General features: G+C 68.3%; 18 protein-coding genes, 1 tRNA gene and 2 pseudogenes. 8 read left to right on the plus strand and 13 right to left on the minus strand.

The window, feature by feature from the left end; all coding sequences use genetic code 11:
- Window positions 1–1,341, plus strand: a complete 1,341-nt coding sequence (locus WS92_RS15770; protein WP_006024933.1) for an ABC transporter ATP-binding protein — start codon at window positions 1–3, stop codon at window positions 1,339–1,341.
- Window positions 1,342–1,429: 88 nt separating this feature from the next.
- On the opposite strand, the gene WS92_RS15775 is transcribed toward WS92_RS15770, so the two are convergent.
- Window positions 1,430–1,936, minus strand: a complete 507-nt coding sequence (locus WS92_RS15775) for a hypothetical protein (RefSeq protein WP_006024934.1) — start codon at window positions 1,934–1,936, stop codon at window positions 1,430–1,432.
- Window positions 1,933–2,484, minus strand: coding sequence for a hypothetical protein (locus WS92_RS15780; RefSeq protein WP_043282176.1), 552 nt, complete (start codon window positions 2,482–2,484; stop codon window positions 1,933–1,935). The genes WS92_RS15775 and WS92_RS15780 overlap by 4 nt, the downstream gene beginning before the upstream one ends.
- Before the next feature lie 282 nt (window positions 2,485–2,766).
- On the opposite strand from WS92_RS15780, the gene WS92_RS32315 reads away from it, so the two are divergent.
- From WS92_RS32315 to WS92_RS15790, 3 genes are all read left to right on the plus strand, one after another.
- Window positions 2,767–2,964: a hypothetical protein gene (locus WS92_RS32315; protein ID WP_006024936.1), complete on the plus strand. Its 198-nt coding sequence runs from the start codon at window positions 2,767–2,769 to the stop codon at window positions 2,962–2,964.
- A gap of 131 nt (window positions 2,965–3,095) precedes the next feature.
- Window positions 3,096–4,514 (plus strand): alpha,alpha-trehalose-phosphate synthase (UDP-forming), encoded by a 1,419-nt coding sequence (gene otsA / locus WS92_RS15785; protein ID WP_059932174.1) that lies wholly within the window; start codon window positions 3,096–3,098, stop codon window positions 4,512–4,514.
- Entirely contained in the window at window positions 4,507–5,109 is a 603-nt protein-coding gene (locus tag WS92_RS15790; protein WP_006024938.1) for an AAA family ATPase, read from the plus strand. Before otsA ends, WS92_RS15790 begins: the two co-directional genes overlap by 8 nt.
- Before the next feature lie 156 nt (window positions 5,110–5,265).
- Here WS92_RS15790 and WS92_RS15795 read toward each other — a convergent pair whose 3' ends face one another.
- From WS92_RS15795 to WS92_RS15810, 4 genes are all read right to left on the minus strand, one after another.
- Window positions 5,266–5,877: a glycine zipper domain-containing protein gene (locus WS92_RS15795; protein WP_009911634.1), complete on the minus strand. Its 612-nt coding sequence runs from the start codon at window positions 5,875–5,877 to the stop codon at window positions 5,266–5,268.
- 458 nt (window positions 5,878–6,335) lie between these two features.
- Window positions 6,336–7,709: an MFS transporter gene (locus WS92_RS15800; protein ID WP_059932176.1), complete on the minus strand. Its 1,374-nt coding sequence runs from the start codon at window positions 7,707–7,709 to the stop codon at window positions 6,336–6,338.
- A gap of 119 nt (window positions 7,710–7,828) precedes the next feature.
- Entirely contained in the window at window positions 7,829–8,332 is a 504-nt protein-coding gene (locus WS92_RS15805; RefSeq protein ID WP_009911637.1) for a YbhB/YbcL family Raf kinase inhibitor-like protein, read from the minus strand.
- Between the two features lie 399 nt (window positions 8,333–8,731).
- Window positions 8,732–9,112 carry a DUF5594 family protein gene (locus WS92_RS15810; protein ID WP_015600936.1) on the minus strand — a complete coding sequence of 127 codons (381 nt, stop codon included), beginning with the start codon at window positions 9,110–9,112 and terminating at the stop codon, window positions 8,732–8,734.
- A 158-nt stretch (window positions 9,113–9,270) separates the two neighbouring features.
- On the opposite strand from WS92_RS15810, the gene WS92_RS34820 reads away from it, so the two are divergent.
- A complete protein-coding gene (locus tag WS92_RS34820; RefSeq protein ID WP_059932178.1) occupies window positions 9,271–9,642 on the plus strand; it encodes a hypothetical protein in 372 nt (123 codons plus the stop codon).
- Between the two features lie 295 nt (window positions 9,643–9,937).
- Here the strand turns inward: WS92_RS34820 and WS92_RS15820 are convergent, their stop codons facing one another.
- On the minus strand, window positions 9,938–10,327 hold the full coding sequence (locus WS92_RS15820) for a hypothetical protein (RefSeq protein ID WP_059932180.1): 390 nt from the start codon (window positions 10,325–10,327) through the stop codon (window positions 9,938–9,940).
- Between the two features lie 172 nt (window positions 10,328–10,499).
- Here WS92_RS15820 and eco point away from each other — a divergent pair, with 172 nt between their 5' ends.
- Window positions 10,500–11,039, plus strand: a complete 540-nt coding sequence (eco, locus tag WS92_RS15825) for a serine protease inhibitor ecotin (protein ID WP_059932182.1) — start codon at window positions 10,500–10,502, stop codon at window positions 11,037–11,039.
- Between the two features lie 101 nt (window positions 11,040–11,140).
- Here the strand turns inward: eco and WS92_RS15830 are convergent, their stop codons facing one another.
- From WS92_RS15830 to WS92_RS36605, 4 genes are all read right to left on the minus strand, one after another.
- The gene (locus WS92_RS15830) at window positions 11,141–12,283 is read right to left on the minus strand and encodes a serine hydrolase (RefSeq protein ID WP_059932184.1); all 1,143 of its coding nucleotides are present in this window, start codon (window positions 12,281–12,283) and stop codon (window positions 11,141–11,143) included.
- Window positions 12,284–12,485: 202 nt separating this feature from the next.
- On the minus strand, window positions 12,486–12,710 hold the full coding sequence (locus tag WS92_RS15835; RefSeq protein WP_043282178.1) for a hypothetical protein: 225 nt from the start codon (window positions 12,708–12,710) through the stop codon (window positions 12,486–12,488).
- Window positions 12,707–13,012: a hypothetical protein gene (locus WS92_RS35840; protein WP_009911641.1), complete on the minus strand. Its 306-nt coding sequence runs from the start codon at window positions 13,010–13,012 to the stop codon at window positions 12,707–12,709. The genes WS92_RS15835 and WS92_RS35840 overlap by 4 nt, the downstream gene beginning before the upstream one ends.
- Entirely contained in the window at window positions 13,009–13,863 is an 855-nt protein-coding gene (locus WS92_RS36605; protein WP_231755942.1) for a hypothetical protein, read from the minus strand. Before WS92_RS36605 ends, WS92_RS35840 begins: the two co-directional genes overlap by 4 nt.
- A gap of 128 nt (window positions 13,864–13,991) precedes the next feature.
- Here WS92_RS36605 and WS92_RS35845 point away from each other — a divergent pair, with 128 nt between their 5' ends.
- Window positions 13,992–14,336, plus strand: coding sequence for a hypothetical protein (locus tag WS92_RS35845; RefSeq protein WP_144411952.1), 345 nt, complete (start codon window positions 13,992–13,994; stop codon window positions 14,334–14,336).
- 98 nt (window positions 14,337–14,434) lie between these two features.
- Here the strand turns inward: WS92_RS35845 and WS92_RS15855 are convergent.
- Window positions 14,435–14,509 (minus strand) — tRNA-Arg (locus tag WS92_RS15855).
- A gap of 174 nt (window positions 14,510–14,683) precedes the next feature.
- On the opposite strand from WS92_RS15855, the pseudogene WS92_RS15860 reads away from it, so the two are divergent.
- Window positions 14,684–15,271, plus strand: a pseudogene (locus tag WS92_RS15860) (site-specific integrase); the annotation flags it as partial.
- Between the two features lie 27 nt (window positions 15,272–15,298).
- Here the strand turns inward: WS92_RS15860 and WS92_RS34825 are convergent.
- A pseudogene (locus WS92_RS34825) lies at window positions 15,299–15,469 on the minus strand (integrase core domain-containing protein); the annotation flags it as partial.
- Between the last annotated feature and the right edge of the window lies 1 nt (window position 15,470).

Here is a 15,470-nt window from a genome sequence, read left to right on the forward strand (position 1 = left end):
ATGCAAAACCCGAATGCTGTCAACGCCCCCGTCCACACGCCGCCCGTGCCGCCGCGGGTCGGCGAGGAAATCCTGCGCGTCGAGAACGTGAGCCGCGGCTTCAACAAGACGCAGGGCGAGCTGCTCGTGCTCGACGGCGCGAACCTGTCGCTGCGCGAAGGCGAGATCGTCGGCCTGCTCGGCCGCTCGGGCTCCGGAAAATCGACGCTCCTGCGCATCATCGCCGGGCTGATCGAGCCGACGGGCGGCGAGGTCAGCTATCTCGGCAAGCCGCTCTCCGGCCCGGCCGCGGGCGTCGCGATGGTGTTCCAGACCTTCGCGCTGTTTCCGTGGCTCACCGTGCTGCAGAATGTCGAGGCGGGGCTCGAGGCGCTCGGCGTCGGCGCGCGCGAGCGGCGCGAGCGCGCGCTCGCCGCGATCGACCTGATCGGTCTCGACGGCTTCGAGAACGCGTATCCGCGCGAGCTGTCGGGCGGCATGCGCCAGCGCGTCGGCTTTGCGCGCGCGCTCGTCGTCGATCCGACGCTGCTCCTGATGGACGAGCCGTTCTCCGCGCTCGACGTGCTGACGGCCGAGACGCTGCGCACCGACCTGCTCGATCTGTGGACGCAGGGCCGGATGCCGATCAAATCGGTGCTGATCGTCACGCACAACATCGAGGAGGCGGTGTTCATGTGCGACCGGATTCTCGTGCTGTCGTCGAATCCGGGCCGCGTGATCGCCGAGATCAAGGTGCCGTTCAAGCATCCGCGCAACCGGCTCGACCCCGCGTTCCGGCGCCTGGTCGACGACATCTACGCGAAGATGACCGCGCGCCAGGTCGGCGAGGCGACGAAGAAGGGGCTCGAGCTCGGCAGTTGGCTGCCGCAGGTGTCGACGAACCTGATGGCGGGTCTCATCGAGACGCTCGCCGCGCCGCCGTACCACGGCCGCGCGGACATGCCGGAAATCGCGCGCACGCTGCATCTCGAGGTCGACGATCTGTTCCCGATCGCCGAAGTGTTGCAGTACCTGGGCTTCGCCGACGTGCGCGAGGGCGACGTGTTCCTGACGCCGCCGGGGCGCGTGTTCGCCGAATTCGGCACGCAGGAGCGCAAGATGATGTTCGCCGAGCATCTGCTGCGCCACGTGCCGCTTGCCGCGCGAATCAAGAAGGTGCTGAACGAGCGGCCCGGGCACCGCGCGCCGCGCGTGCGCTTCGAGCAGGAGCTCGAGGACTTCCTGTCGGACGGCGCGGCCGAGGAAACGCTCGACGCGGTGATCGACTGGGGCCGTTACGGCGAGATCTTCTCGTACAACGACCAGACCGAGATCTTCAGCCTCGAGGACGTCGAGTCCTGAGCGGCGGGCGGGCCGTTGCGGCCCGTGGTCGCCGATCGGAGGAGGGGGCGAGGGGCGTGCGCGCGGCGGCATTCGGCTCGCGCCCGCCTCACTGCAGATTGCCCCAGCGCTCGACGGCCGGCTCCGCCGACGCCCATTGCCAGCCCTGCGCATCCTGGCACGCGCTCGCGAGATACCAGTCGGCGCGCGCGCCGTCCTTCACCGAAAACGCGAATTCCTTGCAGAGCGCGAGCGGCGTCTGGAACGCGCGTGTCACGCGCACGTCGCCTTCGCCGTTTTCGAGCGGCACCCGGTTCTTCACCTGCCACGCGCGCGTCTCGCCGACGGCGAGTCCGCCCGCCGCCTGTGCGATCGCGTCCTGCTGATTCTTGTGGAGCTGCTTCATCGTCCGGTTGACGGCCTCGTCGGTCGCCGCCTGCACCGCGATGCCGACGCCGACGCCGACGGCCGGATTCGCGGTGACGAGGCCCGTCGCCGCGCCTGCGAGCGCGCCGCTCGCCGCGCCGACCGAGCCGCAGCCGGAAAGGCCTAGCGCCGCTGCGGCGAGCGCGAGCGCCGTCGCGAGCGGCAGCGCCGCGCGCGCGTTCACGTTCATTGCAGCGCTCCCCAGCGGCCGGTCGCGGGTTCCGCCGACGCCCACTTCCACGCGGGGCCGTCCCGGCAGATCGTCGCGACGTAGAAGCCCGATTGCGCGGGGGCGTTCCCCTTCGCGTCGGTGTCGACCGAGAACACGATTTCCTTGCAGTCGAGCGGCCCGACGCTGATGAGCCGGCTCACGGTCACGCGGCCGTGCTCGTCATCCTCGATCGGAAACGAGTGATGCGTCGCCCACGGCGCGACGCCGCCGACGTCGAGCGGGCCCGCCGCCGCGGCGATCTGCGCCTGCGAATAGCGGTGCGCGACGCGCTGCGTGTACTGGACGCCCGCCCGCGCGCCCGCGACGGCGCCCAGGCCGATGCCGGTCGCGACAGCGGCGTTGTTGGTGACTTTCGAGGCGACGGCCGCGCCGGCGATGCCGGCACCTGCCGTCGCGCCTTCGCTATACAGCGAATTGCAGCCGGACAGCAGCGTCGAGAAGGCGGCGGCGCCGAGCGTGGCCCATGCGGCCCAACGGCGCGTCGGCCGTGCGATGCGTTGATTCATCCCTGAATGCGGTCCTGTCTTCGTGCGCCGCGCGTCGCGCAGCGAGCGTACGTAGAGCGCCATTGTTCTGCAATTGTCCGACGAGCAATGCAAACAATTGACAAAACGTCCGCCGGGCGCGCGCGAGCGGCAACATTGTGGTGCAAAGCGGCGGTCCGGGGTCGAATCGTTACAAATTGAATGTAATTGTTACCGTGAACCTTGCGCGGCGATCCTAAACTAAACAGCTATGGACTGTTTCACCGACGGCCCCGCGCCGCTCCGATCATGAGACACCCTGCCATGCGCCGTTCCAAGCGCCCCGAGCATCGCGGGCGCGACGCCGGCACCGGCCCGTCTCGGCCGGCCAATGCTCCGACCTCTCCCGCGCCTGCCGGCTCCACGCCCGATACACCTTCGGACGGCGATCACAACCAGGGCGGCGCCCGCCCGGAAGGGCTCGACTATCAGCGCGATCTCGGTTCGGAGCAGGACGCATGAAGACGTCCTTGTTACAACTTCTTGCATTTTTAACGTTCGAAACGTCGCGAGATGGCATGCGACTTGCCTGATTTGACGGGAGTGCTGCTTTCCCGCTCGCCGGGCGATCTGATACAGGAGGGTAAGCCGTAATGAGCAGATTGATCGTGGTATCGAATCGCGTGGCGGCCGGCCAGGATGCGCGTCCGACGGCGGGCGGGCTGGCGGTCGGCGTGCTCGACGCGCTGAAGGAGACGGGCGGCGTCTGGTTCGGCTGGAACGGCGAGATCGCCGGCGCGCCCGAGGAGCCCGTGGTCGAGCGGGCCGGCAACGTGACCTACGCGACCGTCGGCCTGACCCGCCGCGACTACGACCAGTACTATCGCGGCTTCTCGAACGCCACGCTCTGGCCCGTGTTCCACTATCGCGGGGATCTCGCGCGTTTCGATCGCCAGGAATATGCGGGCTATCTGCGCGTGAACTGCGCGCTCGCGAAGCAGTTGCGCGAGCTCGTGCAGCCCGACGACATCATCTGGGTGCACGACTATCACCTGCTGCCGTTCGCGCATTGCCTGCGCGAGCTCGGCGTGAAGAACCCGATCGGCTTCTTCCTGCACATTCCTTTCCCGTCGCCCGAGGTCCTGCGGACCGTGCCGCCGCACGAAGAGCTGATGAAGTTCATGTGCGCGTATGACGTCGTCGGCTTGCAGACGGAAAGCGACAAGCAGGCGTTCGTCGATTACGTCGAGCGCCGCGGGCTCGGCACCTCGAGCGAGGATGGAATCCTGCACGCGCACGGCCGCGTCGTGAAGGTCGCCGCGTATCCGATCGGCATCTATCCGGATGCGATCGGCAAGGCGGCTGTCGAATACGGCTCGCGCAAGGCGGTGAAGGCGCTGCGCGACACGATGCGCGAGCGCAGGCTCGTGATCAGCGTCGATCGCCTCGATTACTCGAAGGGCCTCGTCGAGCGCTTCCAGGCGTTCGAGCGGATGCTCGCGAACGCGCCCGGCTGGCAGGGGCGCGTGTCGCTCGTGCAGATCGCGCCGCCGACCCGCTCCGACGTGCAGACCTATCAGCGAATCCGCCAGACGCTAGAAGGCGAGGCGGGGCGGATCAACGGCCGTTTCGCGCAGCTCGACTGGACGCCGATCCAGTACCTGAACCGCAAGTACGAGCGCAATCTGCTGATGGCGCTGTTCCGGCTGTCGCAGGTGGGCTACGTGACGCCGCTGCGCGACGGGATGAACCTCGTCGCGAAGGAGTACGTCGCGTCACAGGATCCGAACGATCCCGGCGTGCTCGTGCTGTCCGAATTCGCGGGCGCCGCGGCCGAGCTGCCGGGCGCGCTGCTCGTGAATCCGTTCGACCTGTCGCAGATGGCCGAATCGCTCGAGCGCGCGCTCGCGATGCCGCTCGAGGAGCGCCAGGCGCGCCACGCGGAGAACATCGAGCGGCTGCGCAAGAACGATCTGTCGGTGTGGCGCGATTCGTTTCTCGCGGATCTGCGCAGTGTCGCGACGGCCGCGTCCGTCACGCAGCGCGCGGGACGGCGCGTCGCGAATGCTTGACGCGGGCGCCGATGCCCGCGCGGGCGACCCCGACGCCGATGCCGACGCGGCGGTCGCGCGCTTCGTCGTGATCACGGGCGGGCCCGGTTCGGGCAAGAGCACGTTGATCGATGCGCTCGAGGCGCGCGGCTACGCGCGCTCGCACGAAGCCGGGCGCGGCGTGATCCAGGATCAGATGGCGATCGGCGGCCATGCGCTGCCGTGGTGCGACCGCGCTGCGTTCGCCGAGTTGATGCTCGGCTGGGAGATGCGCTCGCACCACCTCGCGCGGCGCGCGCACGGGCCGGTGTTCTTCGATCGCGGCGTGCCGGACGTGATCGGCTATCTGAAACTGTCCGCGCTGCCCGTGCCCGCGCATCTCGTCGCGGCCGCCGAGCGGTTCCGCTACCGCCGCGACGTGTTCATCGCGCCGCCGTGGCCGGAGATCTATGCGCAGGACACCGAACGCAAGCAGGACTACGCGGAGGCCGTGCGCACCTGGGACGCGATGGTCGATACGTATGCGGCCTGCGGCTATCGGCTGATCGAATTGCCGCGTGCGAGCGTCGACGAGCGCTGCCGCTTCGTTCTCGATGCCGTGACGGCGGAGGCGTGACCGCCTCCGCATTGCTCCTCGCTTTTTTCTCGGGCATCGCACGTTGAAGGCGCCGGCCGATATCGCATCGGCCCGGCGCTTTGCCCGTTCCGGCTGCGCGTTCCTTCCTGATCGCTGCCGTCATCCCGGTCTTTCGTTCGATGCGGCCGGCGCCGCTCACGCGTGACGGTGCGTCGGCGACTGCGCGCCGTTGAACGGTTCGGGCGGGCGGGTCGGATCGAAGTCCGCCCAGTGGCCCGACTGCCAGCGGCCCGTCGCGCGCTCGATGTCGGCGCCGCCGGCATCGGCGAGCACGCGCGCGGCATCGGCCTGCGAATCGGCCGTCACGTGCACGGCGACGAGCATCCCCGACGCGCGCGTCTCGTGATGGATCGCGTCGTGCGCGAGCTCGCGCACGTGCATGCGCGTGAAGTCTTCCTTGTGCATCATCCCGCCGACCCATCCGCCGAGAAACGCGCCGACGCCGGCCGCACAGATCGCGACGACGAGCGACGGCGTGACGAGCGAAAACAGCGCGACGCCGAAGATCGCGCCGGCGACCGCGCCGATCGTCGTGCCGTGTCGCGCGTGCTGCATCGCGTCGATCGGATGCGCAGCCGCGTGTTCGGCGCGTGGCAGGTGTTCGGACCATCGTGGCGCGTGCTGGCCGCGCGGATTGACGAAGAACAGGCTGACGTCCTCGGCGACGAAACCGCTGTCGAGAAGCCGCTGGGCAGCGGCCTCGGCGGCGGGCTGCGTCGTGAAGCGTGCTGCGACGATCAATGACATGGCGCCCTCCTGACGGTGGCGTGAAGGCCATCCGAAGCCCGTCGCCCGAACGGCGGATGCGCTCGGCTTGCGGCGCGGGCATGTATTGGACAGCCGGTGGGGGGCGGAGTGCTGGCGAAGAGGGAGGCGCGTGCGGATCCCGGCGCGGAGCGGAGGACGGCGACGGGCGGGGAATAACGGGGCGGAAGCGCAGAACCGGTGGGTGGACGCGGCGGGCGGGTCGCCCGAATGGCCGAGTCGACGCGGCCGCGCGATGCTGCGAAAGTGGTGGGGTATTCCGGACGCTGCGTCCCGGCGGATTGCCGGGTGGCAACGCGAGACGCATCACGCGATGCATGCGGGCCGGCGAGACTTCGGCGAACGGTATCTGGGCCGGCATGGAGGCATGACATGCGGCCGCCCGCGATCGGCCGCCGCCGCGAACACGGGGTGGGCGCGCGCGGGCGATTCTGCGGCGCTCAACCCGCCGCGGCGGTGGTGTCGCGCCGCGCCCGGAGTCTCAGCAGGCTCACGGCTGCCGCGACGGCGGCGAACGCGGTTGCGGTGTAGAGCGCGATCGTCGGCCCGTGCTGCGGCGCGACGCCGAAGATCAGCGCGACGAGCGCGGCGCCGAGCGTTTGCCCGGTGAGCCGCGCGGTGCCGAGCATCCCGCTCGCGCCGCCCGCGCGCTCGCGCGGCGCGGACGACAGGATCGCGCGGTTGTTCGGCGACTGGAAAAGCCCGAAGCCCGCGCCGCACAGCGCCATCCGCCAGACGATGTCGACGGGCGCCGGGTGCGCGCCGATCGTCGCGAGAGTGAGGAGGCCCGACGCGAAGAGGACGAGGCCGATGCCGCCCAGCGCGCCCGCCGAATAGCGGTCGGACAGCATGCCCGCGAGCGGTGCGGCGACCACGATCACGAGCGGCCACGGCGTCATGTAGAGCCCCGTCTGCACTTGCGAGAAGCCGAGCGTGTTCTGCAGCCAGAACGGCAGCGCGACGAACGCGAGCATCTGCGACGTGAACGACGCGACCGACGTGCCGATCGACAGCGCGAAGATCGGGATGCGCAGCAGATCGACGGGCAAGAGCGGCGCGGGCTGCGTCAGTTGCCGCTTGACGAAGAAGTAGCCGATCACGGCGGCCGCGAGCGCGGTGACCGCGACGTTCGCGCGATTTTCGCCATAGCCGAGCCCGTCGACGGACACGATCAGCAACCCGAACACGCATGCGTTCATCACGGCGCTGACGAAGTCGTACGGCGCGTCGCGGCCTGGATTCACGGGCAGCGCGCGCAGGCTGCCGTATACGGCGGCGATGCCGATCGGCACGTTGATCGCGAAGAGCCACGGCCACGGCGCGACGGCGAGCACGGCGGACGCGACGGTCGGCCCGACGGCCGACGACAGCGCGACGACCATCGCGTTGATCGCGACGCCGCGCCCGAGCTGCGACGACGGATAGATCATCCGCACGAGCGCGGTGTTGACGCTCATGATGCCGGCCGCGCCGAAGCCCTGGATCACGCGCAGCGTCGCGAGCGCGGGCAGCGAGCTCGACAGCGCGCAGCCGAGCGACGCCGCCGTGAAGAGCGCGAGCCCCGCGATGTAGACGCGCCGGTAGCCGATCCGGTCGCCGAGCGACGCGAGCGGCAGCAGCGAGATCGTGACGGCGAGCTGGTACGCGTTGACGATCCAGATCGACGCGGCGTCGGAGGCGCGCAGATCGCGGGCGATCGTCGGCAGCGCGACGTTCGCGATCGCGCCGTCGAGCACGGCGAGCGTGATGCCCAGCGCGACGCAGACGATCGCCCAGTAGCGTTGCGGGAACGGCAGTCCGGAATCGGCGTTCATGACGGAAGCGATGGCGAGGCGAGGGGCGGCGGGTTCGTGGCAGGCGCAAGCGGCGGCGCGCGCGCCGAGTCGCGCGCGCCGGCGGCGAAGGGCCGGGCGGTGCGCCCGGCCGGGACGGCTTACTTCAATTCGTAGAGGCCGGTGTAAGTCGCCGAATCGATCTCGTTCAGATGGATCATGAAGCGGGCGACCGCGTTGGTCGTGTCCTTCGTGACGGGCAGCGAGTCGACCTTCAGCGCGTGCAGCCGGAAGACGTAGCGATGCGGCTTGTCGCCGCGAGGCGGCGCGGCGCCGCCGAAGCCTTCGTCGCCGTAGTCGTTGCGCACCTGCACGGCGCTTGCGGGCAGCGCCGCGCTGCCGGCCGCGCCCGCGTCCTGCGGCAGGCCCGTCGCGTCGGCCGGGATGTTGACGACGGTCCAGTGCCAGAAGCCGCTGCCCGTCGGCGCGTCGGGATCGTAGACCGTGAGCGCGAGGCTCTTCGCATCGGCGGGCACGCCTTCCCAGTGGAGCGCGGGCGAGCGGTTGCCGCCGTCGACGCCGAAGCCTTCGTGCTTGTACTCTTGCGCCTTCGGCATGAAGCCGTTGGCCGGAAACTCGTCAGTCCAAAGCCGGAAATCAGCCATGGGGGCCTCCTTGTGAAGTTCGACAGAGTGGCGCCTGCGCGTCGCGGCGACGAACGCGCGCGAGCATCGGCGTGAACCGGTCGAGTGTATCACCGGCGCTTGAATCGTGAAGTCGGGCATGTGGCGGGGGAACGCGCGGGCCGGCCGTGTCGGGCGTTGCGCGGGCGCATGCGCGAGCGGTGCGAGGGCTGCGCGAATCGGGCGATCGCGCAGCCGGGCATTCGGGGGACGCCTCGGCAACGCGATCATGCGCCGATGCCGATCGGGTGCGGCGTCCGTCGGCCGGCCAAGCGGCGCATCGTGACGGATCGCGACGGATCGCCTCGCCGCCGCATGCCGGACCGAATCCGGTCGACGCATCGTGCGACGCGGCTTGCCCGCAGCCGCCCGCCGCCACCTTTACGCCTCGAAGTCGAGCCCGCCGAGCAGCACGAGCGCGTCGGTCTGCGTGCGCGAGCCGAAGTCGATGCCGCGCGCGTTTTCCCAGGCCGGCAGCTTGTGCGGCAGTGCCGCCAGATAGCGCTCGAAGCGCGCGGCGCCATCCTCCGCCATCAGGCGCTCGATCTCGTCGGTGTCCCACGTGAGCGCGATGTTGAGCGGGTGCGCGTAGCCGCGCACATGCTCGGTGTGCGGCGCGACGATCCGCACCTGCGTCGGATGGCCGTGGCCGCCGTAGCCGACGACCTCGGTGTCCGCCCGTTGGGTCAGCAAATCGGCGATGGCGCGCGCGATGCGCGGCGCGAACTCGGTATCGAATCGGCGGGCAGTGTCTGGGCTCATCGACGGCGTCTCCTTTGTGCCGAAAATCGTAGCACGGCCCAGGCGTGCGCGAGCGAGGGCGCAACACGCGTAATTCCGCGTTACCACTTGCTGCATCTATTACGGCGGGCGGCACCCACAATGGGCTTCGTCATACACCACGTTCGGCGGAGTCCATCATGAAGAAGATCGCGGCAGTTCTGTTGACGGCGGGCAGTCTCTTGCTCGCCGGGCCCGCGAGCGCGCACGATCGCGGCGGCGACATCGTCGGCGCGCTGATCGGTGGCGCGGTGCTGGGCGCGATCGTGACGTCCGCGCTGAATCCCGCGCCGGCAGTCGCGTATACGGCGCCCGCCTATCAGGCTCCCGTGTATCAGGCGCCTGCCTATCAGCCGGCACAATATCAGCCGGCCCCCCCATACGGCGGTCAACCCTCGGGCTATTGCTATGACTCGTATCGACGCGCATACGTCGGTTGTGGCGCGCAAGCGTACGACGACGATGGCTATCGCGGATACGGCTACGCGCAGCCGCAGCCGGCCGGATGGTGAGCGTGAGCGGCGCGCTGTCATGACGAGCCGACGAGCCCGTGCGCGGATATGCGTATCGACGCGCTCGGCCGGGTGGTGGGCCGGCGGCGCATCGCCTCGGCGCAACGCGCATGGGATCATGCCGAATCGATCGGGCGCGACCTCGCGGCCTCGATGATCTTGTGGAGATGAGAACCGCAGCGGTTCGACGGGACGGCGCCGAAGACGCGACGCGTGACGCATGTGCCACATGCGCGCGCCGGGGCACGAGCGCATCGTGCGATACAACTCGTTGCAAATCCGCGGCCCGCGTCGATCAGTGCCGCCCGCCCCGGCTGCCGCTGTCGCCGCCGCCCGGCCAATCGTTGCCGCCGCGGACGTTGCGGCCGCCGGCCGGGCCCCGGCCGCCTTGCCAGCCGTTGCCGCGCCCGCCGCCGCGCCACTGGTCGCCGCGCCAGTTGTCGCTGCCGCGCCAGCCTCCACGCCAGCGGTCGTCGCCGCCGCGCCAGTGGTCGCGGTCGCGCCATCCGCCGCCGCCCCAGATATTCACCGTTCCGTACACGGGCGCGTAGCCCGGCCCATACGCATAGCCGCCCGGATAGTACGAGTACGGCTGCGCGTAGCCATAGCCGTACCCGTCGTCCGGCACCGCGACGCAGCCGGCCAGGAGCGCAGCGGCTCCGAGCGAAGCGACGAGTTTCAGCATGGCTTTCTCCTTCTCCCTGATTTCCTGTCGTTTTCATTGTGATGTGTGCGGACCGGCTCCGTGCGAAGCGAATTGTGTCTGCACATTACAATCACGTAAGCGGTCGAAGGACGGAAGCCGGCTGCGCGTCGCGCTTTTCGTTCAATTCATCACTCTTCTTCAGGAGCACCGTATGAAATCAGCCTCTCGCCTGGCAGCCTGGGCGGCGTGCGTCGCATTCGCCGGCTTCTCCGCCGCCGCGTCGGCGGCGAGCACGTCGACGCCCGCCGCGGGCGCCGACGCCGCATCGTTGCCGAAGCCGTCCGCGGAAGACATCAAGATGTTCCCGGCCGCCCAGGCGGGGCAGAAGCGCGAGGTCATCGTGCTGCCCGCCGAAAAGCTGGAAGAAGACATTCGCGTCGAACTCGTCGTCGGCAAGACGATCAACGTCGATTGCAATCAGCACTGGTTCGGCGGCGACCTCAAGCACGAAACGGTGCAGGGCTGGGGCTATCCGTATTACGTGCTCGCCAATGCGAAGGGGCCGGCCGCCACGCTGATGGCCTGCCCGGGCCAGGAACCGCAGCAGGCGTTCGTGCCGGTGCGCGGCAGCGGCTACCTGTTGCGCTACAACAGCCGTCTGCCGATCGTCGTGTACGTGCCGAAGGAGTTCGAGGTCCGCTACCGGCTGTGGTACGGATCAAACGAAGTGGCGCGCGCGATCGAGAAGTAAGCGGCGCAGCCGCTCGCCGCGATCCGCGGCGGTTGCGGTATGGCCGCCGTGCGCGGATCGCGCGGCGGCGCCCACCGGGCAGCGGGCGCGCCCGGGCGGCGTCACTGCATCGAGCATGTGAGCCAGCGGCGGATCTTCGCCGCGTCGGCGACATGGTCGTGCGGCCCGGGCGCGCCGAGCAGCACGATGTCGACCAGCCGTCCGCGCACCGCGTAGCGTAGCACCACGCAGTGGCCCGCTTCGTTGATGAAGCCGGTCTTCTGCAGCACGATGCTCGAGTCGCCGGCGCGCACGAGTGCGTTCGAATTCACGTAGCGCAGCTCGCCGCGGCTGGGGAAGACCGTTTTCGACGTATCGGTCGAGAACGTCTTGATGTGCGGATAGCGGTTCGCCGCGGCGACGAGCCGCGACAGATCGCGCGCCGTCGACACGTTGCGCGGCGAGAGCCCGGTCGCGTTGACGAAATGCGTGCGCTTCATGCCGAGCGTGCGCGCCTTGCGGTTCATCGCGGCGACGAACGCGGGCCGCCCGCCCGGATAGTCGCGCGACAGCGCCGCCGCCGCGCGGTTTTCCGACGACATCAGCGCGATGTGCAGCATGTCGCGGCGCGACAGCACAGAGCCGACCTTCAGGCGCGATCCCGTGAACTTCTCGTAGTCGCGGTCTTGCGCGCTGACGCGCAGCGAGCGCGACATCGGCGCGCGCGTGTCGAGCGCGACCATCGACATCATCAGCTTCGTCACCGACGCGATCGGCACGACGCGATTCGCGTTCTTTTCGATCAGCGCGGTGCCCGTGCGCTCGTCGACGACGTAGATCGCGCGCGAGCGCAGCAGGCGGCGCGACGCGGCGGTGTAGCCGCAGCTCGCGAGCAACTGCGGCTTCGCGGCCGCGATGACGGCGTCGCGCGACGTGCGCGGACGCTTGCGTTTCGGATGAGGCTGATGCGCGCTCGCCCGCGCGCGATGCCCGCTCTTTCCCGGAATGGCCCTGCGCTCATGCTTGATGTGCGGCGCATGATGCCGCGCGCGGGCGGCGCGCTTGGCGTGCTTCGCATGAACGTGGCGCGCAACGCGGCAGGCGTGGCCGTGTGCGGCCGACGTGCGCGCGCAGGCCTTGCCCGCCGCGTGGGCGGGCGACGCGAATGCGACACCCGCAACGGACGCGATCCAGACGACACAGGCGGCGAACAGCAGACGGACGGAGAACAAACTGAGGCTTGGGCGATGCGGCTTGGATGGCATGGCGGTCGGGCGGTAAACGGGAGGGAATCGGACGAGCGTGTTGCGCGGTAGGACAGCAGTCCGGCCGGGAAATTCGCGGAGGCGGCGATGTCGGTTGCTTCGACGGCGTCGACGGACGACGCGGGGTGAACAATGGTGAACGGCGGCGAAGGGGGGCGAAGGCCGGTGGGTGCGATGCGCAGCCCGCGCGAGCGAACGCGCGTCACTCCCAGATGCCGCGCACGGCGACCGCGACGATCACCGGTACCGAGAAGACGAGCGGGATGGCGAAGTACGGCGCTTCGCGGTCGACGAGCCACGTGTAGATCACCCAGGCCGCGCCGAGGCCGAACGTGACGACGCCGATCAGCACGGCGAAGAGGTTGAGCACGAGGGGCGACGGGCGTCGGCGTTTTCTGGCGGCAGGATCGGGCGGGGCGGCTTTCATCGCAAGTCGGAAAACTTCATGGTCGGCCGCATGCGGACGATGCGCGGCGGCCGGGCGGCGATCGACGTGTCGGCGGCAAATGCGGCCGCGTATCGCTGTGGACGCTGGCTGGTCGCCATCGGCTTCTCATGTGTATCTGCGTCTGCTGCATCGAAACGCCGGTCAACGGCAATCATCGCAGCAAAGCCCGCGGCGTTGCAAGGCACGCATCGCGCGTGCCAGCGGAAAGAGCGGACGTCGATGGCGGCCCGGACGGCGCGCGATACGGGCGCGTCGGCGGATTCGTTCCGGCGCTGCTTCATCGATGCGATCCCGGCGACCGCGATCGATGCCGCAGCCCGGCGAGCTTTCGATGCGCACGCAGCCGCGCCCGATTCGTTGCGAAGCGCGAGCCGCCGGGCACGCCGTCCGGCGCGTGCCGCCAAGGGCGTACCGTCGAGCGCGCACCGTCGAGCGCGCGCGGCCGAACGTGCAAGCGCCAAGCGGGTCCCGAATGCGGATGCCGCGCACGGTAATGCCCGTGCGACGGCCTATGCGTCCATGACGCGCGCACCGCAAGCGTCGCCAGCCATTTGCGCCTATCGCGCAGCCCGTTCTTTCGTATGACGATGCCCGCCGACGTCACGACGTGCGTGGCCATCAGCAGCTTCAGATGCGGGTTCTGCCGGTACGGCGGCAGATCGACATACGAATCGAGATAATGCGAATCCGGCGCGACGACGAACGGCTGCACTTCGTGCCCGAGGTCTTGCAGACGCTCGACGAGAGCCTGCATGTCGCGCTTCCGATAGAAGACGACGGGCCCGTGATCGAGCGTGCCTTCGTTCGACGACAGATTGAATTCGGTCGTGTGGCAGGCGATGCCGCCGTCGTTCAGTGTCTGCTCGACGCTGTCGATGACGAACTGCAGGCCCGCTTGCAGCGGCCCGATGTGCTCGAAGCGGCATGACGACCACGTGAAGTCGAAGCCGGCGAGATCCTTGTCGATCGCGGTCATGTCGCAGGTGCGGTACGACACGTGGCGGTCGAACTGTTCGTTGGAGACGAAGTCCGGATAGCGCAACTGGTCGCGCGAGCTGCTGTGCTCGAGCGACTTCGTCCAGCCGACCTGCTCGCTGATTTCCGCGGGCGCGTCGGTTGCGACGATCGACACGCCGCGGCTCGCGAAATAGGCCGGCAGCCGCTCGCGTCCGACGCCGAATACGAGGCCGCGCTTGCCCTCCGTCGCACGCCGGCCTGTTCGAGCTTGTGGACGATGAACGCCCACTCCCAGACCTTGCGATGGAAGCGCCGCTCGATGTTGAGGCGCCCGCAGATTCGCCGATATTGGGGGTGCAGAAGATCGGATGCGCTGCAGGTCGAGGCCGACATGAAGCGATGCGAATCGGCTGCGTCGGCGATGTCGAATCGCGGCACGAACATCTGCTTGCGCAGGCTCGTCTCGACTTGCGCGTCGAGCGTTTCCTGCAACTGCCCGACCTGGGATTCGAGCTTCTGGATGCGCGCCAGCAGTGCGGCATGGCTTTCTGTCTGGCTCACGTCGGTGGCGAGATCGTGCTTTTCCGCACAGCCACGCAGACGGGGCCCGGACAGTACACGCTAAGGGGCACTGCGACAACGCTCTGACATCGACGACGGGCGATGACGCGGTGATTCCGGATGGGGAGTAGGGAAGGCGATTTATCACAAACGTATCACGCCGATCCCTGAAACCCTTGTCCCACTGGTCCCCCCGACAGGAATCGAACCTGTATCTAGCGCTTAGGAGGCGCTTGTTCTATCCATTGAACTACGGGGAGCGGATAGCCTGAGCGGGATGGATCGAACCCTTGTGAATCAGGTTCTTAGCCTTGTCCAGCTTGCCTTTCCGGGATTTTCGCCTGTCCGCGTATGACGCGAAATGACAAGCCGTGAAGCATAGTTCAACGCCCCGCCTGCTACAACTCTGCTGCAAATCGACCCTGTAGCAGCGTATGTGGATGACGCATTGCTACAGTCCACAAACGGGGTGTTTCATGGCTTCGATCCTCACGATCGGCGACCGCTGGCGGGCTCAAGTCCGCCAGCGGGGACAGAGTATATCAAAGACGTTTCGAACTAAGGGCGCGGCTGAAGCATGGGCGCGTGAGATCGAAGGCGGTATCGACAAGGGGCAGGGTGCCGTCGACGAGAAGTCGAATGAAGACTACATGCTCAAGCGGTTGGAAAGTCACTTTGTGATGAGGTGGCGGCGAAGCTGTCGACCAAGCGGCTGGTCAAGTTTGCGCAGGAGCGCAAGAAAGAGGGGGGCGGAGCAGTACGCGATCGACATGGACATTTCCAAGCTCGGAACTGTCTATAAGCACATGGCTTCGCTGCTCGATCTGAGGCTGCCACACGCGCCGAGCATCGCACGGCCGAGGCTCGATCACCTCCAGCCCATCGGTCCGGGGAAGCACCGCGACCGGCGGCCGACATGCGAAGAGATCGTGAAGATCTTCGAATGGTTCGCCGAACATCCGGAGCGTAAACAGGCGGTGCCGGACGTAATCCGCATCGCGATGAAAAGCGCATTCCGGCGTTGATCTGCCTGATTTTTTCGGGCCATTTCAATCTTGGAGAACGGCCTCAGTTGCTTCAGTTGAACAAGACCGTTGCTTGAACTCGTTGGGCGTCAGATAGGCGAGGCTCGAATGCGGCCGGATGGCATTGTAGTGACGTCGCTACTGCTCGATCACAACCTTTGCTTCCATGCGCGTTCGAAACCATTCCAGGCTCAAG

The organism is Burkholderia sp. MSMB1588 (assembly GCF_001546925.1).
Taxonomy (GTDB): Bacteria; Pseudomonadota; Gammaproteobacteria; order Burkholderiales; family Burkholderiaceae; genus Burkholderia; species Burkholderia humptydooensis.